The 21,749-nt window shown below is 70.1% G+C and carries 25 protein-coding genes; 7 read left to right on the forward strand and 18 right to left on the reverse strand.

All coding sequences use genetic code 11. The features are described from left to right. Positions 1-121: 121 nt before the first annotated feature. Entirely contained in the window at positions 122-820 is a 699-nt protein-coding gene (locus tag V8J38_RS13810; RefSeq protein WP_338576432.1) for a DUF805 domain-containing protein, read from the forward strand. Between the two features lie 63 nt (positions 821-883). Here V8J38_RS13810 and V8J38_RS13815 read toward each other — a convergent pair whose 3' ends face one another. The 8 genes from V8J38_RS13815 to V8J38_RS13850 form a co-directional block, all read right to left on the reverse strand. Next, complete coding sequence (locus V8J38_RS13815) at positions 884-1,405, reverse strand: phage tail tape measure protein (protein ID WP_338576434.1); 522 nt, start codon at positions 1,403-1,405, stop codon at positions 884-886. Then, a complete protein-coding gene (locus V8J38_RS13820; protein WP_338576436.1) occupies positions 1,398-1,571 on the reverse strand; it encodes a phage tail assembly chaperone in 174 nt (57 codons plus the stop codon). Before V8J38_RS13820 ends, V8J38_RS13815 begins: the two co-directional genes overlap by 8 nt. Further along, positions 1,571-1,861, reverse strand: a complete 291-nt coding sequence (locus V8J38_RS13825) for a GTA-gp10 family protein (protein ID WP_338576437.1) — start codon at positions 1,859-1,861, stop codon at positions 1,571-1,573. The genes V8J38_RS13820 and V8J38_RS13825 overlap by 1 nt, the downstream gene beginning before the upstream one ends. Then, positions 1,861-2,271 carry a phage major tail protein, TP901-1 family gene (locus V8J38_RS13830; RefSeq protein ID WP_291777951.1) on the reverse strand — a complete coding sequence of 137 codons (411 nt, stop codon included), beginning with the start codon at positions 2,269-2,271 and terminating at the stop codon, positions 1,861-1,863. The genes V8J38_RS13825 and V8J38_RS13830 overlap by 1 nt, the downstream gene beginning before the upstream one ends. Before the next feature lies 1 nt (position 2,272). Further along, complete coding sequence (locus V8J38_RS13835) at positions 2,273-2,680, reverse strand: DUF3168 domain-containing protein (protein ID WP_338576440.1); 408 nt, start codon at positions 2,678-2,680, stop codon at positions 2,273-2,275. Next, complete coding sequence (locus V8J38_RS13840) at positions 2,677-2,991, reverse strand: phage head completion protein (RefSeq protein WP_338576442.1); 315 nt, start codon at positions 2,989-2,991, stop codon at positions 2,677-2,679. The genes V8J38_RS13835 and V8J38_RS13840 overlap by 4 nt, the downstream gene beginning before the upstream one ends. Then, positions 2,988-3,254 (reverse strand): head-tail connector protein, encoded by a 267-nt coding sequence (locus V8J38_RS13845; RefSeq protein ID WP_003169080.1) that lies wholly within the window; start codon positions 3,252-3,254, stop codon positions 2,988-2,990. The genes V8J38_RS13840 and V8J38_RS13845 overlap by 4 nt, the downstream gene beginning before the upstream one ends. Positions 3,255-3,442: 188 nt before the next feature. Further along, positions 3,443-4,669 (reverse strand): phage major capsid protein, encoded by a 1,227-nt coding sequence (locus V8J38_RS13850; RefSeq protein ID WP_338576446.1) that lies wholly within the window; start codon positions 4,667-4,669, stop codon positions 3,443-3,445. A gap of 168 nt (positions 4,670-4,837) precedes the next feature. On the opposite strand from V8J38_RS13850, the gene V8J38_RS13855 reads away from it, so the two are divergent. Further along, complete coding sequence (locus tag V8J38_RS13855; RefSeq protein WP_338576448.1) at positions 4,838-5,368, forward strand: AAA family ATPase; 531 nt, start codon at positions 4,838-4,840, stop codon at positions 5,366-5,368. A gap of 4 nt (positions 5,369-5,372) precedes the next feature. On the opposite strand, the gene V8J38_RS13860 is transcribed toward V8J38_RS13855, so the two are convergent. The 10 genes from V8J38_RS13860 to V8J38_RS13905 form a co-directional block, all read right to left on the reverse strand. Next, positions 5,373-5,807 (reverse strand): HK97 family phage prohead protease, encoded by a 435-nt coding sequence (locus tag V8J38_RS13860; protein WP_338576450.1) that lies wholly within the window; start codon positions 5,805-5,807, stop codon positions 5,373-5,375. A 143-nt stretch (positions 5,808-5,950) separates the two neighbouring features. Beyond that, positions 5,951-6,175, reverse strand: coding sequence for a hypothetical protein (locus tag V8J38_RS13865; RefSeq protein ID WP_338576452.1), 225 nt, complete (start codon positions 6,173-6,175; stop codon positions 5,951-5,953). Next, complete coding sequence (locus V8J38_RS13870) at positions 6,172-7,338, reverse strand: phage portal protein (protein ID WP_338576454.1); 1,167 nt, start codon at positions 7,336-7,338, stop codon at positions 6,172-6,174. Before V8J38_RS13870 ends, V8J38_RS13865 begins: the two co-directional genes overlap by 4 nt. A 50-nt stretch (positions 7,339-7,388) precedes the next feature. Continuing rightward, complete coding sequence (locus V8J38_RS13875) at positions 7,389-8,633, reverse strand: DNA-packaging protein (RefSeq protein WP_338576456.1); 1,245 nt, start codon at positions 8,631-8,633, stop codon at positions 7,389-7,391. Further along, positions 8,533-8,988, reverse strand: coding sequence for a hypothetical protein (locus tag V8J38_RS13880; protein WP_338576458.1), 456 nt, complete (start codon positions 8,986-8,988; stop codon positions 8,533-8,535). The genes V8J38_RS13875 and V8J38_RS13880 overlap by 101 nt, the downstream gene beginning before the upstream one ends. Positions 8,989-9,109: 121 nt before the next feature. Further along, entirely contained in the window at positions 9,110-11,518 is a 2,409-nt protein-coding gene (locus tag V8J38_RS13885; protein WP_338576460.1) for a hybrid sensor histidine kinase/response regulator, read from the reverse strand. A gap of 68 nt (positions 11,519-11,586) precedes the next feature. Then, on the reverse strand, positions 11,587-12,072 hold the full coding sequence (locus V8J38_RS13890) for a YcgN family cysteine cluster protein (protein ID WP_291777912.1): 486 nt from the start codon (positions 12,070-12,072) through the stop codon (positions 11,587-11,589). A 44-nt stretch (positions 12,073-12,116) separates the two neighbouring features. Continuing rightward, on the reverse strand, positions 12,117-12,455 hold the full coding sequence (locus V8J38_RS13895) for a multidrug efflux SMR transporter (RefSeq protein WP_338576463.1): 339 nt from the start codon (positions 12,453-12,455) through the stop codon (positions 12,117-12,119). Beyond that, a complete protein-coding gene (locus V8J38_RS13900) occupies positions 12,452-13,042 on the reverse strand; it encodes a TetR/AcrR family transcriptional regulator (protein WP_312220329.1) in 591 nt (196 codons plus the stop codon). Before V8J38_RS13900 ends, V8J38_RS13895 begins: the two co-directional genes overlap by 4 nt. A gap of 47 nt (positions 13,043-13,089) precedes the next feature. Then, positions 13,090-13,683: a hypothetical protein gene (locus tag V8J38_RS13905; protein ID WP_338576467.1), complete on the reverse strand. Its 594-nt coding sequence runs from the start codon at positions 13,681-13,683 to the stop codon at positions 13,090-13,092. Between the two features lie 97 nt (positions 13,684-13,780). On the opposite strand from V8J38_RS13905, the gene V8J38_RS13910 reads away from it, so the two are divergent. The 5 genes from V8J38_RS13910 (at position 13,781) to V8J38_RS13930 (ending at position 21,748) form a co-directional block, all read left to right on the forward strand. Beyond that, positions 13,781-15,592 carry an ABC-F family ATP-binding cassette domain-containing protein gene (locus V8J38_RS13910; RefSeq protein ID WP_338576469.1) on the forward strand — a complete coding sequence of 604 codons (1,812 nt, stop codon included), beginning with the start codon at positions 13,781-13,783 and terminating at the stop codon, positions 15,590-15,592. A 187-nt stretch (positions 15,593-15,779) separates the two neighbouring features. Continuing rightward, entirely contained in the window at positions 15,780-17,321 is a 1,542-nt protein-coding gene (locus V8J38_RS13915; protein ID WP_338576471.1) for a S10 family peptidase, read from the forward strand. Between the two features lie 718 nt (positions 17,322-18,039). After that, on the forward strand, positions 18,040-19,068 hold the full coding sequence (locus V8J38_RS13920; protein ID WP_291777893.1) for an ABC transporter substrate-binding protein: 1,029 nt from the start codon (positions 18,040-18,042) through the stop codon (positions 19,066-19,068). 143 nt (positions 19,069-19,211) lie between these two features. Further along, a complete protein-coding gene (locus V8J38_RS13925; RefSeq protein ID WP_338576472.1) occupies positions 19,212-20,621 on the forward strand; it encodes a hypothetical protein in 1,410 nt (469 codons plus the stop codon). Beyond that, entirely contained in the window at positions 20,618-21,748 is a 1,131-nt protein-coding gene (locus tag V8J38_RS13930; protein WP_338576474.1) for a DUF2336 domain-containing protein, read from the forward strand. Before V8J38_RS13925 ends, V8J38_RS13930 begins: the two co-directional genes overlap by 4 nt. Position 21,749 lies beyond the last annotated feature (1 nt).

Consider the following 21,749-nt stretch of genomic DNA (forward strand, 5'->3'; position numbering starts at 1 on the left):
AGATTGCGAACGTTTCGCGAAAAACTTCACCCGACGGCAGTCTTCGGGTTGTCCGAACGGCCAGGCTCAGCCATGCTTTCGTCACAACACGGCCAAGCCGGAAACAAGACAGGAGATCCGCGTGCGCGGCGAAATTCTCAGCTATGACGACGTCTCGGGCACGGGCCTGATCAGCGGCGACGACAGCATCCGCTACGGCTTCACGCGCGCGGACATCCAGGCTGGCGGAACCGTCGCCGTCGGCGCTCGCGTCGACTTCGTGCCGGAAGGCATGGAGGCGACCCAGATCATGATCCTGGCCTCCACCGCCCCCGCCGCGGCCTTCGGCCAGGCCGCCGCCTCGTCGACGGGCGGCGCCCCCCTCGGCGCCTATGACTTCGCCACGGCTCTCTTTTCCTTCAACGGCCGCCTGCGCCGTCAGCACTTCTGGATCAGCTGGCTGATCCTGTTCGGCGTGGGCCTGGTCCTGAACTTCATCCCGTTCCTGAACCTGCTGGGCCTCGTCCTGCTGTGGCCGCACCTCGCCATCGGCGTGAAGCGCCTGCACGACATGGGCAAGGCGGGTTGGCTCATCGCCATCCCCTACGTCGTCATGATCGGCGGCTGGGTCTTCGCCTTCATGTCGATCGGCGTTTCGGCCTTCATGAACGCCCAGGCTCTGGAGAACGAGGATCCCGCCGTCATCTTCAGCACCTTCGGCCCCGCCCTAGGCATCCTCAGCCTGACCTGGTTGGTGGCTATCGGCTTCTGGCTCTGGATCGGCATCGCCGACAGCCAGCCCGGCGACAACAAATACGGCCCGAATCCCAAGGGCGAATAAGCTTTAAAGGGCGCTCTCCGGAGCGCCCCTTTTTGTTGCGCTATCGCACGGCGCCTCGCGACTTCAGCGCGCCCCCAACGCCGTCGCCCGCGCCAGCATCCGTGCGATCTGCGTCTCTGACCGCAACAGTCCCTCGGCCCCGCCGTCCACCGTGACGTTCACCGTGACACCAGGCGCTCCGCCCATGGGCTCGATCGTCCCGGCGCCCTCCGGACGGAACACCTCCGGTCCGCGCTCTCCGACCAGATAGGCGCCGCCGCCAAGCACCGGGCCGCCGTCCGCCCGCGCCCCGCCGAAGCCGCCCAGCGCCGCCGCTATCGCCCCGCTCAGCCCGCCGCCGCGCGTCCCCGCCGCCGCATTGACCGCATTCAGCACCGCCCGCGCCAGTTCGGCCAGCGTCACCTCCCCATCCGCCGCCGCCCGCGTCAGCGACTTCGTCAGGCTGGCCCCCGCGCGCCCGAAGGCGTCCTCGATCGAGGCCGCCGCCCGCTCCGCCGGTTCTTTCAGCGCCTCCAACGCCGCCGCCGCCTCCGCCGCCTTCACCGGCACGGCGTCGATTCCGTCCGGCCTGAAACCATCAGTCATCCGGCCACATCTCCTGCATCCGTTCCAGCTCGCCGCGCCCCAGCGGCGCCGCCTGAACCGGCCCCGCCGTCAGCATCCGCCACTCCTTCAGCGACAGGCGCCAGAACCCTTCCGGCCCCACGCCCATCCGCGCCGCCGCCTGCATCATCTCTCCCCACGGAGTCATCAGGCCGCCGCCGCAAAGGCCTTCGCCACCGCCTCCGCCGCCTCACGCGGATCGACCGGCGCCCTCGCCAGTTCATCCGCCAGAGCCCCCTCGCCGCCGCCGCGCAACAAGGCCGCCAGCACCACCATCAGATCCCCCGCCGACAGCGCCTTCATCCGCTCGGCCAGCGCCGCCATCCCGGCCACGCCCAGCCCGGTCTCGATCTCCGCCAAGGCCCCCAGCGTCAGACACAGCTTCCGCTCCGCCCCCGCCAGCCCAGCGACGACCTCGCCCCGCACGCCGTTCACCATCACAGCGCCGAGAACGTCACTTCGCCCGCACTGGCCAGGCTCAGCGCAAAGCTGGCCTCGCCCTCATGTTCGCCCGCATATTCCAGCGCCGCGACCAGAAACGGCCCCTCCAGCACGCCGAAGTCCGGCACGATCAGCCGCCACGTCTTCGCCGCCTGCTCAAAGAAGGCTTCGCGGATCAGGGCGTCCGACGCCGCGTCGCGGAATATCCCCTGCCCCGACACCGCCGCCGACTTCACGCCCGCCCCCGCCAGCAGTTCGCGCCACCGTCCGGCGCTGTCGCTGTCGGTCGCGTCCACCGTCTTGGCGTTCAGCGAGATCGCCCTCGCCCTCAGTCCCGCCACCGTGGTGAAAGCGCCGCCCGCGCCCTCGACCTTCAGCAGGATGTCCTTGCCCCGTTGCGCGCTCATCTCAGATTTCCTCCGTCACGGCTCTCAGCCGCATCACCGCCCACGCCCGCTTCAGGTCCGGGCTGCGGAACAGGTCCGTAAACGTCACGCCCAGACTGACCGCCTTCACCCCGTCCGCCTCCAGCGGCGCATCGGCGAGCCGCGCCCGCACCGCCGCGGTCACGGCCCGCGCCTCCTCCAGCCCCCTGAACCGACTGGCGCAAGTCAGGGTCAGCCGCTGCTCCACCCCGCCGCCGTCCGCGTTCAGCGGTCGGCTCTCGCACCGCCCGATCACCAGATGCGGAAACCCCGCCCCCTGCGGCGCCTCATCCCAGACCCGCACGGGATCGCCCAGCAACGCCTTCAGCGCCCCGTCGTCGCCCAGATGCGCGATCAGCGCCTTCACCAGCGCCCCTTCATGATCCTTCATCGCATCCGCTCCAGGTTCAGTCGCACCCGGCCCGCCGCCTTCGGATCGGTCTCGATCCCGACCAAGGCCCAGTCCGCCCCGCCGAAGCGCGCCACCAGCCCCTCCTCCAGCCTCGGATCGGCCCGCACCGTGGCGCTCAGCGTCTCCACCGCGCGCGTCACGCCCGCTTCCGTCCGCTCGCGCCGCCTGCGCGCGCCCAGCGCCAGCCACAGCGACCCGACCGGCTCATAGCTGACCACCTGCCCGCCATAGGGCGTCTGCGCCGCCACCGGCCGCACCAGCGCCGCCACCACCTTCATCGCCCCAGTCAAAGCCGCACCACACGATAGGGCGCGATCCACCCCTCGACCGGCGCCGCCGACATCTCGCTCTCGCCGCGCTCAAAGGCGCGCATCACCAGCATCATCACCGCCAACCTCAGCGGCGCCGGCGAGGTCGAGGTCAGGCTCAGGCCCACCTCCCCCTCCACCCGCGCCCTGGCCGCGTCGATCAGGGTCTGGATCAGCCCATCCTCCGCCTCATGCTCGACGCGCAGGAACAGCTTCGCCTCCGTGAGGCTCACGGGTGCGCTCATTCAAATCTCCAATGTTCTGCTGCCTTCTCCCCTTGGGGGAGAAGGTGGGCGCCGGAGGCGCTCGGATGAGGGGAAGGGTTCAACAGACGACCGGCTGACCGAGAGCGCGCCGCCCCCGTCCCCCTCATCCGTCTCGCTGCGCGAGCCACCTTCTCCCCCGCAGGGGAGAAGGAAGCCCGTCATCGCCCTTACGAAGCCGCGAACTTCATCAGCTTGATCGCATCGAAGTTCTGCACCCCGCCGCCGACACGCTTGGTCGTATAGAACAGTACATAGGGCTTGGCCGAATAGGGGTCGCGCAGCACCCGCACCCCCGCCCGATCCACGATCAGATAGCCGCGCGAGAAATCGCCGAAGGCGATCGACAGACTGTTGGCCGCCACATCCGGCATGGTCTCGATCTCAGTGACCGGATAGCCCAGCAGGCTCGCCGTCTCGCCCGGCCGCGTCGCCGGCGACCAGATGTAGTTCCCGTCCGCGTCCTTGAACTTCCTCACGGCCGACACCGTGCGTCGGTTCATCACGAAACGCCCATTCGGCCGATACTGGGCCTTGGGCGCATAGATCAGGTCGATCAGCTTATCGACCGGACTGGCGCTGGCGAAACCGCCCGCCGCGCCCGAGACGACCGTGCCGATCTGGCCCCAGGTCTGCGTCCCCTCGGTCGCCGTGTCATAGGCCAGAAAGCCCTTTGGCTTGTTGACCCCGTCGCCGCCGACGAAGGCCGCCGTCTCCTGCGCCGCGAAGGCGTCCTCGACCTCAGCCGCCAGCCATTCGTCCAGATCGATCAAGGCGTCATCCAGCAGGCTCTGCGTCGCCGCCGGACAGGCGTAAAGATCGGCCGACGAGAACTCCAACAGCGCCAGCGTCGCCGGGTCCGTTTCCGGGCGCGCCGCCGTCTCGGCCACCCAGCCCGCCTGGACGCCCGCCGTCGACACCGGCTTCCTGAACACGCCCGAGCCGACCGTGCGCACCGTGGCGATCTCGCGCATCGGCGACCCGGCCATCAGACGACGCTCGATGGCCCGCTCCGTCTCCGGCGGCACGACATAGCCCGCCGAGTTCGACGCCGACGACAGCCCCGCCTTCAGCTCCAACCCGTGCGAGGCGCCCGACTTCATATAGCCGTCCCACGCCGCCTTGGCCTCCGGCGCGGCGACCACAGCGGGCGGCTCGGCGCCCAGCATCGGTCGGCGGCTCTCGCTCAGCGCACGGTCCATGCGCGCCTGCGCCTGAGCCACCGCCTGATCGATGCGCGCCACCTTCTCCTCCAGCAGCGCATCGGCCGAAGCCTTCTTCTCAATCTCGTCCAGACGGGCGTCGTTGGCCCCTTTGAACGCCTCGAACGCGGCCATCATCTCATGCATGGCGGCGCGCGCCTCGGGATGCCCCGAGACGGTCTTGGTCTCTTTCATGGTCTCTCCAGAAAAATGCGCGACCGTCCTGCGGCGCGCCGTCAACCGGGCCAGGCCCGGAACTGCCTTACCCTTCGCGCACCGGCTCAGGCGTGGTAGCCTGCCCCTTCAATGCTGGAAGGATGGATGTTGCCGGACGATCGCCTGCTCGCCTCGAGGTTCTGAACGATGCAGATCGTCTTCCTCTACGGCCCTGCGGGCGCGGGCAAGCTGACCATCGGCCGCGAACTGGCGCGCCTGACCGGCCTGCCGCTGTTTCACAACCATTTCGTCGTCGACGCCGTCAGCGCCGTGTTCGACTTCGGTTCCGAGCCGTTCGTTCGCCTGCGCGAAGCCTTCTGGCTCCAGACCTTCGCCGAGGCGGCCCGCGACGAGCGTTCCCTCATCTTCACCTTCGCGCCCGAGGCCACGGTGGCCCCCGGCTTTCCCGCGCGCGTCCAGGCGACGATCGAACCGTTCGGCGGCGTCGTCGCCTTCATCGCCCTGACCGTCTCGCCAGAGGAACAGGAGCGCCGGATCGTCCAGCCCAGCCGCGCCGCCTTCGGCAAGCTTCAGTCGGTCGATCTGCTGCGCCGCCTTCGCGCCGAGTTCGACGCCAGCCTGGCCGCCATGCCGCCCGCCGCGCTGACGATCGACACCGAGGTCTGCACCCCGCCTCAGGCCGCCGAGCGCATCGCCGCCCATCTGGCCGACCGATAGGCCGTCAGGCGTCAGGCCCCAGCATCCTGAACCGCGCGCCCGGCAGCATCGGGAACGTCACCAGCGACACCTCCCACAACTCCGCCCGGCTCAGCACCCTGAGCCGCCCGTCTCGCCGCGCCTTCGTCGCGCGAAAGCCGATCGACAGCCCGTCCAGCGCTCCGGCGCGCGTCAGGGCGGCCGCATAGCGGGCCTCGGCGGACCAGTCCTCGATCCGCCCCTCGACCCACAGGCCGCGCTCGTCCTCGACCATGCGGTCCCAGACGCCGACCACGGCGCGGCTTTCATGCTGATGCAGCATCCGCACCCCGCCCGCGCCGGTCTTCGCCAGACTGTCCGCGAAGACCCCGCGCGCCGTCACGTCGCCGTTCAGATCGGCCACGCCCCACAGGGAGGCGTAGCCCTGGATGGCCAGCGCCCCCTTCTCCCTCCCCTTCATGGGGAGGGTGGCTGAGCCGTCAGGCGAAGCCGGGTGGGGACGGCTTGGCTGATGAAACGCCAGACCCGACTTGCTCTCCCCGCCCCACCCGTCGGCTGCGCCGACACCCTCCCCATGAAGGGGAGGAAGAAATCCCTGCGCCATCACTTCCCCTCCAGCTGTCGCTCGATCCGCTCGACCGCCGCGCGCACGGCCTCGCCCTGGGCCTCCAGCCGCGCCAGCCGCTCGGCGACCAGCCTCTGCTCGTCCACCCGCTGCTCCAGCGTCGCGATCCGCGCCGCCGCACCGCCCGCCCACACCAGTCCGCCAATGGTCTGCACCAGCAAGGCCGCGATCAGGGCGACGGGCGCCTTCTTCCAATCCGTCATGCCTCCACCCCCGCCATCCGGCGCCGCTCCTCATCCGTCAGGAACCCCGCCGCATTCAGACGCGCCCACAGCGCGTCCCGCTCGACCTGCAACGCCAGCACCGCGTCCAGATCCGGCTCAATCCGGCAGTCGTTCAACCGCCCGCCCAACCACCCCGTCATCGCCCCGGCCGCCTTCCTCACCAGCGGAATCACCGTCCCCCGCCAGAAGGCGGCGTTGGCCTCGCGATAGTTGGCGTAGGTCGCATCCCCTGGAATCCCCAGCAGCTGCGGCGGCACGCCGAACGCCAGGGCGATCTCCCGCGCCGCCGCGTGTTTCCCGGCGATGAAGTCCATGTCGTGCGGCGTCAGGCTCATCGGCTTCCAGTCCAGCCCGCCTTCCAGCAACAGAGGCCGCCCGGCGTTGCGCGCCCCGGCATGAGCCTCGCCCAGTTCCACCTTCAGCGCCTCGAACTGATCCGCCGTCAGGCGCTCCCCGTCCTTGGCGCCATAGACCAGCGCACCCGACGGCCGCGCCGCATTGTCCAGCAGCGCCTTGTTCCACGCCCCCGAGGCGTTGTGCACGTCGATGGCGAAGGCCGCCGCCTCCAGCGGCGAAAATCCGTAATGATCGTCCGTCGGATGAAACAGCTTCAGATGCATGACCGGCGACCAGCCGTCGCCATGCCGCGCGATTCGCACCGACCGGCCGCCGACCGCATACTCATAGGCTTCCGGCCAGCCCGCCCGCCCCGGCACGACCTTCATCCGGTCCGGCCGCAGCGCCCACAGCTCGTCCGGCGCCCCGTCCCCGTCGGCGTCCCCGGTCGCCTCGACATAGGCGTTGCCCGCCGTCTGCAGCGCGCCGTACAGCGCCTCCAGCAACTCCCCGCCCGACTGCTCGGGATTGGGCTTGTCGATCAGTCGCGCCAGCGGATGATCCGCCGTCCGCACGCCCCCGACCATCACCATCAGCGGCGTCGAGGCCGCCGCCTCCGCGATCATCCGCACGCAGCGATAGGCCACGGCGTTCTTGCCGAACCCCTCGTCGGCCAGATGGGCGTAGTCGCGCGGCGTCCACCGCGCCCGCCCCGCCCCCGTCAGGGCGATCAGCGGCCCCGTGCGGCTATCCTTGATTTCGGGCGCAGCAACGCGCCGCCGACCGAACGGTCGTCGCCAATCCATTGAAATCTCCATTATTTTCTTCCTTCTTCCCTTGTGGGAGAAGGAAACTGCTAGAGCGCCCGCAACCTCGGCTGCGTCTTCCCGGCCAGCAATAGATGCGTCAGCGCCCAGACCAGCGCATCCGCTCGGTCCGGGCTCTTCGCCCCCGGCGTCTCGCTCCCCAGCGCCATCATCTCTTCTTCCAGCGCCGGAAACGCCCCGCAGTGGACCACCCGCCCCTGCTCATACAGCGCCGCCACCGGCTCGGCCCGCGCCTTCTTCGACCGGCTGGCGTGCACCAGCTTCACCTGCGCCGGACAGTCCGCCTGCCCCAGCAGGGTCCGCACCATCTCCCCGCCCTGATTGGCCTCGGCCAGCACCAGGTCGGCGTCGAACTCTCGCGCCGTCTCGGCCACGCGCCGCGCCCATCCGGCGGGCGACAGCCCCCGCGCCGAACGATCCGCCAGCACATAGCCCGTCCTGTCCCTGCGCCCCGCCGCCACGATCCCGCAGGCGTCGCCATGGGCGCTGGCGGGCGGATCGACCGCCACCACCACCCGCTCGAACCGCGCAGGCCGGCTCCCCCGCGCCCGCGCCAGATCCTCGGCCCGGAACAGGGCGCCGTCGGCCTCGACCACCAGCCCCTCCATCTCCTGCGCCTCCAGCCGCGTCCCGGCGTAGAGCGCCTGCAGATGACCCAGAAACCCCGGCGCCAGATGGGCCGCATTATCCTTGGTCGCCAGCCGCGCCTTCACCACCCCCGGCTCGGCCAGCAACCGCCTCAGCGCCGGAATCGGACGCGGCGTCGTGGTGATCGCCAGCTTCGGGTCCGCCCCCAGCCGCAGCCCGAACCTCAGGTTCGACAGCGTCGCCTCTATGTTCCTCCAGGCGCAGAACTCATCCGCCCAGGCCGCGTGAAACTGCGGCCCGCGCAGGCTGTCCGGGTCTTCGGCCGAAAACGCATAGGCCGCCGCGCCCGAGGGCCAGACCAGCCTGCGCCGCCCCGCCTCCCAGCGCGGCCGGTTGTCGCCCGGCGCCTGCGCCTTCAGTCCCGACGGCCCCTCGACCATCACCTCGCGCACATCGTGCAGCGCCGGTCCGACCAGGGCGAAGGTGCGATCCTTCGCCTTGGCCAGTTCGTTCATCCAGAAGCCGCCTGCGAAGGTCTTGCCCGACCCTCGCCCGCCCAGCAGCACCCAGGTCCGCCAATCCGTATCAGGCGGCGGCCAGACCTGGTCGTCGTTCAGCCTCGGCGTCGCCTTCAGCAGCCGCAGCAGTTCCTCGCGCGTCGCCTGTTTCAGCCGCTGCTGCGCCAAATCCCTTGCGCTCGGCGACCCCGAGAAGATGATCGAGACGAGACTCGAGCTCTGCCCGCACGGTCCGTTCTTCGTCGTCGCTGAGTTCACGATCGTCTTCGCTCATTCCGTCCTCTTCGGGATCGCGGGTCCTGCGAGGTGACGCCGCCGCCAGCGCGGCCACCGCCTTGGCCGTGCGGGCCAGCACGCCGATGGCGCGCCCCCGCTTCTCGGCCTCGGCCACGTCGGCCGGAGGCTCCGCGGCGGCCACCACGGCGATCGCCTCATCGGTCGCCTGCATCAGCCGCGCCAGGGCGCCGTCCAGCCACTGCGCGACCGCCGCCGCCCGCCCCGCCTCGTCCCCTTTTCCCGCCATGACCGAACCATAGCGGACCAGCGTCCTCAGGCTGGCGAACAGCCTCCAGAACCTCCCAAAGCCGGGAAATCACAGGGATCCGCGCCCTCGGCTGCGATAGCCGCGACGCAATGGCCGACGCCTAGACCGCCATCGCCGCCGGATCGCCGCCCGACAGCCACCGGGTTAGGGCTGCGGCCAGCTCCGCGATCTGGATGGGTTTGGCCAGATGGCCGTCCATGCCCGCCTCCAGGCAGCGGGTAACCTGCTCGGCCTGGACGTTGGCGGTCAGGGCCAGAATCGGCGTCCGGCGCCCGCTCCCCGCCTGCATCCGGCGAATTTCGCGGGTCGCCTTCAGCCCGTCCATGACCGGCATATGCACGTCCATCAACACCAGGTCGTAGGCGCCCGACTGGACCGCATGGACCGCCTCCGCGCCGTCGGCGACCGTGTCGATCTCCAGTCCCAGATTCCGCAGGATGGCGCTGACCAGTTCGCGGTTGGCCGCCGCGTCGTCGGCCATCAGCACCCGGCCCCGGATCGTTTGCTCGGCCGCTCGTCCCTGACGTGTCTCGATCACTTGGTCACCGGCGGCGGCCACGGCCAACGGCGCCTCGAACCAGAAGGTCGAGCCCTGGCCCGGCGTGCTGTCGACGCCGATCTCTCCGCCCATCAGCTCGACCAGACGGCGCGAGATGGCCAGCCCCAGCCCCGTCCCGCCATAGACCCGCGTCGTCGAGGCGTCGGCCTGGGTGAAGCGGTGGAACAGCTCCTCGATCTTCTCGGCCGGAATGCCGATGCCGGTGTCGCGGACCGCCGCCCGCATCCGCCATTGGCCGTTCTCGTCCAACCGGCCGCCCAGTTCCAGCGTCACCTCGCCGCGCGCCGTGAACTTCACCGCATTGGACAGGAAGTTGAGCATCACCTGCCTCAGCCGCCCCTTGTCGCCGGTCAGCCGCTCGGGCGTGTCGGCGGCGACCACGACGCGCAGGATCAACCCCTTGAGCGAGCACTGGCTCTCGATGATGGCGGCGGCGCCGTCCACCAGGGCCCGCGTGTCGAACGGCTCAGGGTCCATCTCGATGGCGTCGGCTTCCAGCTTGGAATAGTCGAGGATGTCGTTGATGACGCCCAGCAGGGCCTCCGACGCCGTGGCGATGCGCTCGACATAGATGCGCTCTTCCGGCGGCAGGTGCTCCGAACCGTGCAGCAGACCCGAAAAGCCGATGACGCTGGTCAGCGGCGTCCGCAGCTCATGGCTCATATTGGCCAGGAATTCGCTCTTGGCCCGGGCCGCCTTCTCGGCGCGCTCCTTGGCCTCGATGACCTCGTCCTCCAGCAGCTTGCGCTGGGTCATGTCGCGGATCACCACCACCACGTCGTCCACGTGGCCGTGCTCGTCCTTCAGCGCCTTGAAGGTGCATTCCACCCAGACCGTATGGCCGTCCCGGTGCACCGCGCGATGCTCCAGGCGGGTGGGCGTTCCGGTCTTCACCGCCTCGCCGATGGCCTTGAGGACCAGGTGCTTGTCCTCAGGGTGCACATAGTCGGTGGACTGGCCGCTCATCTCTTCCAGCGTCCAGCCCAGAAGCTGCTTGATCGCGGGCGAGATGTATTTGCTCGACCCGTCCATCTTCACGCGGGTGATGACGTCGCCGACATTCTCGGCCAGCAGGCGATAACGCCCCTCGTCGCGGCGCGCCCGCTCCAGCACCTTTTCCTGGTCGGTCACGTCCTGGAAGACGCCGAAGATGGCCGAGACCTGGCCGTCCTCTCCGCGCTCGGTCTCGGCGTGGGTCAGAACACGCCGCTCCTCGCCGTCGGCCCGGATCAGGGTCAGCTTGGCCATATAGGGGCGGCCCTCGGTCAGGGCCGTCTCGATCAGCTCGCCCAGCCGCGCCTTGTCCTCTTCCCCATAGAAGGCCAGCGTCTGGTCCAGATCCGTGACGAACCGGCCGCGTTCGACGCCGTGAATGCGATAGACCTCGTCGGACCATTCCATCACCCGCCGCTTCCGGTCCAGCCGCCAGTGGCCGACGCCCGACATCTGCTCGACCAGGCGCAGCGTCTCCAGCCGCTCGTCCCGGATGCGCGCGGCGTCCAGACCGGCGATGATGTCCTCGGCCATGCCCACCAGACTGGCCAGTTGCTCCATCTGCTTCGAGGTCGGCTCCGGCCGCTCCCGGTCGTCCAGGATGCTGAAGGCGCCGACCGGCCGCCCGGCCGGATGGCACAGGGTCGCGACCACGACGAACCTCAGATGCGGCGTCTTGCGGACGAGGGCATGGTTCTTCAGACGCGGGTCGCCCCGGGGATCGGTCGACACCAGCGTGGCCCCCGGGCCCATCGCCGTCACGATGGGCGCCAGGCTGTCCTCCTGCGGAATGCGCTGCATGCACACGCCCGCGCTCGAGCGGATGACCGCGTCCCGCTCGGTCAGCAGCGTCACCACCGCCGCCCGGCAATCGAACAGGGTCGCGGCGAAATCCACCAGGCGCTGAAACGGCCCGCCCGGGCCTTCCAACGCCTCTATGCTCTTGGTGAATGACAACTCGCGTTTCCCCCCGCTCGGTTGTTCCTTGTCGCGCCTAACCCCGAAATATTCGTTAGCGGACCCGATCAGGCTGGCCGGGGCTGCGTTCCCCGCTCGGCCATCCACTCCGGCGCCTCGAAATCGAGAGCGTCCTCGGCTTCCCTCAGCGCCGTCTCGCACACCGTCTGGCGGCGCACCGACACCCCCGCCGCGTGCACCGTCTCCGGGTCGCCCGACACCAGCGGATGCCACCAGGCCAGCGGCCGTCCCTCGTGCAAGCGGCGATAGGCGCACGACAGGGGCATCCACTTCAGCCGTTCGATATTGTCCGGCGTCAGTTGCACGCAGTCCGGCACCTCGGCCTGGCGCTGGGCGTAATCGGTGCAGGTGCAGCGGTCCGGGTCGAACAGCTTGCAGTGGACGTGCGTCGGAATGATCTGGCCCGTGTCCTCATCCTCGAAACGGATGACGCAGCACAGGCCGCAGCCGTCGCACAGGCTCTCCCACTCGGCCGGAGACATCTCGGCGAGCGTCTTGGTTTCCCAGAACGGCTTGGCAGGCGTGGATTTCATGGCCGCGCCCTATACCCCTCCAGGGCGCATCTGTCGCCCTCTGCCTAGTGCGTCACGCTCTTGGAGAAGACGTTGATCACCACCACCCCGCCGATGATCAGCGCCAGGCCGATGATCGCGGGCGCGTCCAGCTTCTGCTTGAACAGGAACAGGCCGATCACCGAGATCAGCACCACCCCCAGCCCGCTCCAGATGGCGTAGGCCAGCCCCACCGGCATCTGCTTCAGCGCCAGGGTCAACAGATAGAAGGCGATCCCGTAGCACACCGCCAGCCCCGCCGTGGGCCAGGGCCTGGTGAACTGCTGCGACTGCTGCAACAGGGTCGTCCCCATCACCTCGAAGCCGATCGCGCCCAGCAGGGCCAGCCAGGTGGTCGGGTTCACGCGGCCGCTCCCCCATAGGCGTCCGTCAGCAGGCTGCCCGGCGTCAGCAGCGACAGCAGAGCCTTCCTCTGCTCCGGCGACACCTCATGCGTGCCGAACAGGTCGGTCATCCACAGGCCGTCCGCGATCAGCCGCAGCATCAGGGCGTCGTCCTTGCCTGCCAGGTCTTCCGGGTCATCGGCGGCCAGGGTCTTCATCGCCGCACGCCAACGCGGGATCAGGCTCGGCTCTATGGCGCAGGCGGCCAGGGCCGCCCGACCGATGCTGACGTCCCGCTCCGTGGCCGGCTCATTGACGACCGCCCGCAGATAGGCCCGGGCGTTGCGGCCATAGGGATTGGGGTCGCGCGCCGCCTCGGCCAGCACCGCGGCCGCCATCTCGGTGGCGAGATAGTCGATCACCCCTTCCAGCAGGGCCAGCTTGTTCGGAAAGTGATGCAGCAGGGCGCCCTTGCTGAACGGCAGCCGCGCCACCACGGCGTCCAGCGTCACCGCCATCGCCCCCTCTTCGGCGGCCAGTTCGATGGCCGCCTCGATGATCTGGCGGCGGGTGTCTTCGGGCGTGCGGCGGAGGGTCTGCGTGTCCATGACGCTTTACATACCAACTGGACGGTATGCGTCAAGCCGAGACTCGCTCAGGCCTGTCTCGCTCTCCGCCGCGCCAGATAGACCCCGACCACAGTCGCCACCGTCAGGATCATGCCCAGGAAGACGGCCCCCAGCCCTAGGAAGACCGTGGCGAACAACTGCCCCATGAAGCCCTGTCCCACGGCGATCACCGTCTGCGGCCCGACCTGCCCATCATAGTCGGCCGAGATCCTGTAGATTCCGGCCCGTTCGACGCTGAACACATTGATCGCCTCGCCCTGACGTCCGCCCATTGAATAGGTGGAGCTTCCCATGGGCGCGCTCACCGCCACCGGCGCGCCGTCCGCCGCCTCGACGTGGACGGCCAGACCGGGCACTTGATCGACCGCATAGACCCGGCCGTCAACGACGCTGCGGTACTCCAGAAAGACCGTGTGCCGGCCCGGCTCCAGCCGCAGTTCGCGCGCGCCCGGCACGACGATCTGCTCCAGCCCGTCATCCAGCTTCGGCAGTTGCGTGAACAGCACCGCGCCCATGGCCGCGAACCCGCAGATCATGGGCAGCGCCGCCAAGGCGTACCAGCCCCGGCCCGGCCCCCTCTTCGCGGCGCGACCGTCTCTTGCCGAGGCGCTCAGATCCATTCCACCCTCCGTCGTCATCGCCCGCGACTACAGCCCGCCGTCAGGGAAGCGTCAACGCCGATGGCCGAAGCGCCGGTCAGTCGCTATATGCGCCCCCATGGCCGCCAGACCCCCCCTCGTCGCTCTCAAAGATGTCCGCCTTCAGGACGGTCCCCGCCCGCTGTTCGACGGTGTCGACATGGCGATGGAGCCGCGCAGCCGCGCCGCCCTGGTCGGCCGCAACGGGGCGGGAAAATCCACCCTGATGAAGGTGGTCATGGGCCTGATCGAGCCGGACTCGGGCGACCGCTCGGTCCAGGCCGGCACCTGCTTCGCCTATGTCCCGCAGGAGCCCGTCATCACCGGCGAGACGCTCGCCGACTACGCCGCCTCGGGCGAGGCCGAGCGCTGGACCGCCGAAAGCTGGCTGGAGACCTTCGGCCTCGACCCGGCCAAGTCCACCCAGGGCCTGTCGGGCGGCGAGATCCGCCGCGCCGCCCTCGCCAAGGCCTTCGCCGAAGAGCCCGACCTGCTGCTGCTGGACGAGCCGACCAACCACCTCGACATCCTGGCCATCGAACTGCTGGAGAACGAGTTGATCCAGGCCCGGTTCGCCCTCCTGGTGGTCAGCCACGACCGCGCCTTCCTGAACCGCGTCACCGACACCGTTCACTGGCTGGAAGGCCGCAAGGTCCGCACCCTGAACAAGGGCTTCGTCGAGTTCGACGACTGGGCCGCCAAGGTCATGGACGAAGAGGCCGAATCCCTGCGCCGCCTGACCAAGCGCATCGAGGCCGAGACCTACACCTTCTACCGCTCCATCACCGCCCAGCGCACCCGCAACGAGGGCCGCGCCCGCGCCCTGCAGCAGATGCGTCTGGACCGGGCCGAGCGGGTCAAGGATCTGCCGCGCGAGCTGAACCTGGGCGTCGATTCCGGCGCCGTCTCGGGCAAGCTGGTCGCCGACATCAAGGGCGTCAGCAAGGCGTTCGGCGACCGGACCATCTTCAGGAACCTGACCACCCGCATCATCCGCGGCGACCGGCTGGCCATCGTCGGCCCCAACGGCGCGGGCAAGACCACCCTGGTCAAGGTGCTGCTGGGCGAACTGACCCCGGACGAGGGAACCGTCCGCATGGGCGCCAACCTCGAACCCCTCTACCTCGACCAGTCGCGCGAGGGGCTGAAGTCGGACATGACCCTGTGGGACGCCCTGACGCCGGGCGGTGGCGACTCCATCCTGGTGCGCGGCCGCTCCATGCACGTCGCCGCCTACGCCAAGGACTTCCTGTTCCAGGAAGCCCAGCTGAAACAGCCCATCTCCACCCTGTCGGGCGGCGAGCGCAACCGTCTGCTGCTGGCGCGGGCGCTGGCCCAGCCCGCCAATCTCCTGATCCTCGACGAGCCGACCAACGACCTCGACATGGACACGCTGGAGAAGCTGGAGGAACTGCTCGAATCCTACGACGGCACCCTGATCCTGGTGTCGCACGACCGCGATTTCGTCGACCGTCTGGCCACCTCGACCATCGCCCTGAACGGTCGCGGCGACGTGGTCGAGACCCCCGGCGGCTGGCAGGACTTCCTGCGTCAGAACCCCGGCTTCCTCGCCCCGCCCCCGACCCACGCCGAGGCCCCAGGGGCGCGTCGGGTCGAGAAGGCGGAGCCTTCTGACCGCGCCCCCAAAAAGACCGTCAAGCTCTCCTACAAGGACGCCCGCCGTCTGGAGGAGGTCGAGAAACTGATGGACACCCTGCCGGTCGAGATCGCCCGACAGGACGCCCTCCTGGCCGATCCCGACCTCTATGCGCGCGACCCGGCCGCCTTCGACCGCGCCATGAACGCCGCCGAAAAGGCCCGCGCCGAACTGGAGGCCGCCGAACTGGACTGGCTGGAGCTGGAAGAAAAGAAAGCCGCCCTGGCGGGCTAGAGGCAGCCCTCGCCCTATCCGGACATTCTTCGCGGAATTGCTCCGCGTCCAGCCAACTCTCCTGCGATTAGGCCGGAACCCACGGTTTACATTCGGCCCGGCTTGCCGCCTCATCTCAAGCTGGGCGGCGTTGTTCGCGCGCCCGGCTCTCGAGGGGGAGCCGCGTAGACCAACTGGGGGTTTATCCATGAAGAGACTGCTTGTCGTCGCCGCTTCGGCGCTGGCCCTGGCCGGGCCGGCCATGGCGCAAAGCGGGGGCCAGAGCGGGCCTCAAGGCGCGTCGCGCGCCGACGCCGCCGCGAACCGCACCGAAGCCGCCATTCCGCCGCCCGTCATGTCCGAGACCCGCCACACCGGCGTCTTCGGCGGTCAGCGCATCGCCTACCGCGCCATCGCCGGCGAGACCTATCTGAAGGACAAGGACGGCAAGCCGCTCGCGGCCATGGTCTCCTACAGCTACATCAAGGAAGGCCCGACGGACCCCAACCGTCCCGTCACCTTCCTGTGGAACGGCGGCCCCGGCTCGGGCTCCCTGTGGCTGCACATGGGCGCCTTCGGGCCCAAGCGCGTGGTCGTGCCCTCGGACGCCAAGGACGACGGCGCCGCCCCCTATCCGATTATCGACAACGTCGACTCCCTGCTGGACGTCACCGACATCGTCTTCATCGACCCGATCGGCACCGGCTTCAGCCGCGCCCTGGGCGACAAGGACCCGGCCGACTATTGGGGCGTGACCAAGGACGCCAAGTCCATGGCCGAGTTCATCCGCCTGTGGCTGAACGAGCACGGCCGCTGGAACGCGCCGAAATTCATCGGCGGCGAAAGCTACGGCACCACCCGCTCGGCCGCCGTCATCAATGAGTTGGAAGGCACATACACCGACGTCGCCATCAACGGCATCCTGCTGATCTCGTCGATCCTCGACTTCAGCCTGGCCGCCGACTCTCAGGGCAATGAGCTGGGCTACGTCACCAACCTGCCCTCCATGGCCGCAACGGCCTGGTATCACGACAAAGTCCCCAACAAGCCCGCCACGGTCGAGGAGTTCGTCGCCGAGGCCCGCGCCTGGGCCATCGGCCCCTACGCCACGGCTCTGTTGAAGGGCAACGACCTGACGGGCGACGAGCGGGCGACCATCCTGCAGCAGCTGTCGCGCTACACCGGCGTGTCGCAGACCTATCTGAGCAACGCCAACCTGCGCCTGTCGCCCAGCCGCTTCTACAAGGAGCTGCTGCGGGATCGCGGCCTGACCATCGGCCGCCTGGACACCCGCTACACCGGCGTCGACTACGACAACGCCGGCGACCGCCCGGACAACGACCCCAGCTTCTACGGCATCGACGGCGCCTATACCGCCGCCATGAACGCCTGGTCGCGCGAGGGCCTGAAGTATTCGCCCGACGTGGTCTATTCCTCGATCGGCGGCACCCGGAACTGGGACTGGAACCTTCCGTCCGCCGGGCGCGGCGGCGCAGAGTATCTGAACGTGGCCCCCTATATCGGCCGCGCCCTGCGTGAGAACAGCGGCCTGCGCGTCTGGGTCGGTCAAGGCTACTACGACTTCGCCACGCCCTTCTTCGGCGCCGAATATTCGCTGAACCGTCCGGGCTTCCCGACCGACGGCCGCATCGAGTGGCACTACTACCACGCCGGCCACATGATGTACGTCCGCGACGACGACCTGAAGAAGCTGTCGAACGACATCCGCACCTTCATCCGCAATCGCTGATGATCCGCCGCCATCCGCTCCTGCGAGCGGGTGGCGGTCGCCTATTGAGGGGCTGCCTCACGGCGGCCCCTTTTTGCTGTGGACAACACAAGGCGCTGATCCGCCTTCGCGAATTCCGTCCGCCCACAGATATCCACAGACTTGCCCACCGGGTCCGGGAGAATTCCGCACAGACGCTCTGATTTGGGCGCTTGCCCAATAACGGATTTCGCGGGAACGTCAACAGGCCGAGGGACACGGCGGCGCGGAAATCCGGGGAGACCCGGAAATCAAGCGGACCGGTCCGGCTCTCTGACCCAGGGTTCCAAGCCTCTTCGGAGGACGCGGAAACACCGACGCAGGGCCAAGGCTCCCGATCCTCTAGCGCTTCGGCGCAGGGATCACGGAGAACCAGGCCGGGATTGACGGACGGCGCGAGGTTCGCCTTGCGGAACGCCGAAGACCAGGAGCCGACGGAAGGGTTGCCGAACGACGCCGGGTTCGCCCGTCGACGCTGAGGCCGAGTTCCGACCCGATAGCGGCCAAGTCCAACCCGGACTTGGCGAGGGGACGCGATCCGCGATCCGACCGGCGACGGTCTGGTTCAAGGGTTACGTCCCCTCGCTCAATTCCGGCGCCGGCCTTGCGGAGCCAGGCGCTCGATTTCCGAGCCGGAATCGGTCCCGGCGACGCCCGCCGCCTTTCCAAGCGCGGCCCGCCCCCCTACACCCTAGACGTGATGACTCGCCCCCGCCTGCACCGACGCGGCCTGATGGCCGGCGCCCTCGGCCTGACCGCCCTGGGCGTCCTGACCGCGTGCGGCCGCACTCCGGCTCAGACAGACGAGGCCGGGCGGGTGCGGCTGCGGGTGGCCGCGGGCGGTCCGGCGGGCGCCCTGCACGGCGGCTTCTATCAGGCCGTCGCGACCGGGGCCTATGAACGGCGCGGCCTCAACGTCGAGATCCTGAGCGGGCCGTCGGGCGCCGACATCCCCGCCCTTCTGGCCGCCAGCGCGGTCGAACTGGCTGTCGGACGCGACAGCTTCCTGCCCCTGCGGCTGGTCGCCGAGCGGGCGCCGGTCAAGGCCGTGGCCGCCTTCCTGCAGAAAGATCCCGTCGTCCTGCTGGCCCATCCGGACCAGGAGCTGGAGGATCTGACCGTCCTGCGTGGTCGCCGCATCCTGATGGAGCCCGGCGACCAGGACAGTTTCTGGCTATGGCTGCGCGCCCGCTTCGACCTGGCGTCCGACCAGGCCCGCGCCGGCGCGGCCGAGGACAATCTGAAGGCCTTCCGCGAGGATCGCGAGAGCGTCCTGATCGCGCGGCTGACCGACGGCGCGCCCGAGGCGATCGCGCGCGAGGTCGGCTTCCAGCCCCTGGTCCTGATCCCGGCCGAGGACGGCTACCCCTCCTACTCCGGCCTGGTGCTGGCGCCCAACGCCTTCGCCCGCGACAACGGCCAGGCCCTGCGCGACTTCATCGCCGCCTCGGTCGAGGGCTGGCGCGAATACGTTCACGGCGACGGGGCCAGGGGCGACGCCCTGATCCGCCGCGCCAATCCCGACCTGCCCCAGCGCGTGCTGGACGCCGCGCGTACGGCCCTGCGCGCCCAGGCCATGGTCGACGGCGGCGATGCGGCGCTCTACGGCCTGGGGGCCATGACGCCCGAACGCTGGCAAGCCTTCGCCGAACAGACCCAGAGCGCCTATTCGTCCGTCCCGGACTGGCGCGAGGCCTTCACCAGCCAGTACCTGCCCTCGCGCGGCTAGGCCTTCGCCCGAAACCATTATCCGGGTTCATGCGCGATCGCATGTGAACCGATTTCGCCCTAAGACCGCCCGGCGTTAGGCGAGGATTAAGCCGCGCCGTCTAGGCTGGTCGGCTGAACCTCTTCACCTTTCACGAGGCGCCGGTGCCCCGCCCCCTGACCATAGCCGCCCTTCTGCCCGCGCTCGGCGCGGCCACGGCCGCCTGGGCGCAGGGCGTCCCGCAAGACGCCTCCCAGACCGTCCAATCGCCCTATCCGTCGGCCGCCTATGGACGCCCCCTGTCCTGGCCTGGCCGCGCCCAGAACCACCCGTCCGTCCAGTCCGTCCCCGCCTATCCGACCGCCGCCGCCGACAGCTTCGCCCCGCCGCCGGAGGCGGCCTATGCGGCGGCGCCCGTCGTCCGCTCTTACGCCCCGTCATCGGTCGCGCGCCCGCCTGTCATCCCGCATGGCGGCTATCCCTGGCGCGCCGGAGCGCCCGGCTACAGCCGCCAGCTGACGCCCGCCCAGACCTGGGGCGCGCCGCCGCCGATCCCGGCCCCGCCGCCCTCGGCCAACGCCCTGACGCCCGCGCCGGACTTCCGCCCGGTGACCAGCCATCCCGATGCGACCTGGGGTCCCTATGTCGCGCCCCCGGGCGAGCCCCCCGCGCCTGCCTACACGCCCTCGGCGCCGTATCAGCCGACCTATCAACCCGCGCCCTGGGCGCGTCAGCCCCTCTCCGCTCAACCGCAACCCGTCGCGCCGCCGCCGACGGACTACGCCCCTGCGCCCTACATGCCCGAGGCCCGGCCTCAGCCTCAGCCGACGGAGCGCGCCCCGGCGCCCAGCCACGTCCCCTGGACGCGCCCGCAATCCCAGCCGGAGCCGCAACCCGCGCCGCCGGTCCAGCGCACGCCCGCGCCTGAGCCGACGCCCGCGCCGATGCCCGAACCCGTGCGGCCGATGCCGACGCCGCCCGCGCCGGGCCAGCCCGCCCCGCGCGCTGTCGCGCCTGCGCCCGCGCCCCAACCGGTCCCCCAACCCGCGCCCGCGCCCATTCTCGAACCGGCGCCGCCCGTTCAACCTCCGGTTCAACCGCCCGTCCAGCCGGCGCCGCAACCCATGCCGGCACCTGTCCCGGCTGACCCGGCCTTCGATCCGATGGCCCCTCGACGCGACGCGCCGATCTTCCAGCTGCAGCGGAACACGCCCCAACCGGCCGCCCCGACGCCTGCTCCCGCTCCCGCTCCTGCGCCTCCCGCTCCGAACGCGACGCCCGCGGCGCAACCCGCGCCCCAACCCGCGCCTCAGCCCGTGTCGGATGACGCCCCGGCCCAAGGCGGCGCCCGCTACTATTCGGTCCACCGCCAGGCGGGCCGTCAGCCGGACGCCACGCCCCTGCCCGCGCCCAACTACCTGGACGCCCTGCCGGTCGAACTGGATCAACCGATCGCCTCGGACGACCTCGCCCAGCCGCCCGAAGCGCCCGCCGTCATGCGCGACGCCCAGGGCCGCCTGCGCGCGGCCCCCATGGCCGACGATCCCGTGACCGACGGGCCGATGCTGCCATGAGCGACGGCGCCGCCTCCTCTCCCGTCGCCGCCGCCCCGGCCGAGACCGGCTCGCGCCTGCCCGACCTGATCGCCCTGGCGCAGGAAGCGTCGAGCCCCAAGCGCCGCGCCCTGTTGCGCGAGCTGACCGACTGCTTCTTCGGCGCCGCCGAGCGCACGGAGGCCGAGACCGCCCTCTACGGCGCCGTCCTGTCCGACCTGACCGACGCCATGGAGACGGCCGTGCGCGCCGAACTGGCCGAGCGGTTCGCCGAGGCGCCGGACGCCCCGCATCAGTTGATCCGCCGCCTGGCCAATGATGAGGCCGAGACCGTCGCCGCCCCCGTCCTCAGCGCCTCGCCGGTGCTGACCGAGGCCGATCTGATCGGCGTAGTGCGCTCGCGCGGCCAGGGCCATATGCGCGCCGTCAGCCGCCGCGCCGCCGTGTCCGAGGCCGTGTCCGACGCCATCGTTGAACGCGGCGACGACGAGACCCTGGGCGTCCTGCTCGGCAACGAAGGCGCCAGCCTGTCGCGCGCCGCCTCCGAGACCGCCGTCGAGCGCGCCCGCGCCAACCCGGCCCTGCACGCGGTCACGGTCGAGCGCGCCAGCCTGCCGCCCGATCTGCTGAACGACCTCTATTTCGACGTCGAGGCCCGGCTGCGTCAGCGCATCCTGGAGCAGAACGCCCGCCTGGACCCGGCCCTGCTGGAAAGCGCCTTGGCCGCCGGCCGCACCCGCGTCGCCGCCGAGGACGGCGCCCTGCCCGCCGACTACGCCGAGAGCCTGGCCTATGTCGAGGAACTGCGCGCCGCCGGTCAGCTGACGCCCCAGGTGCTGGCCCGCTTCCTGCGCTCGGGCGGCCAGACCGCCTTCCTGATCGCCCTGTCGCAACTGGCCGACGTCGACTTCCACACCGCCCGCCAGATCATCGAGCGGCGCGAGCTGGACGCCCTGGCCGTGATCTGCAAGGCGGCGGACCTGGATCGCGCCCTGTTCCTGACCTACGCCGTGGTGCTGCTGAATACCGACGACAACGCCATGGGCAAGGCCCGGGCCTACGCCGGGATGTACAACGAACTGACGCGCGAGGCGGCCCTGCGCACCCTGCGCTTCTGGCGCGCCCGCAAGGCCATGCAGGCGGCCTGAT

This window comes from Brevundimonas olei, from assembly GCF_037055245.1.
Taxonomy (GTDB): domain Bacteria; phylum Pseudomonadota; class Alphaproteobacteria; order Caulobacterales; family Caulobacteraceae; genus Brevundimonas; species Brevundimonas olei.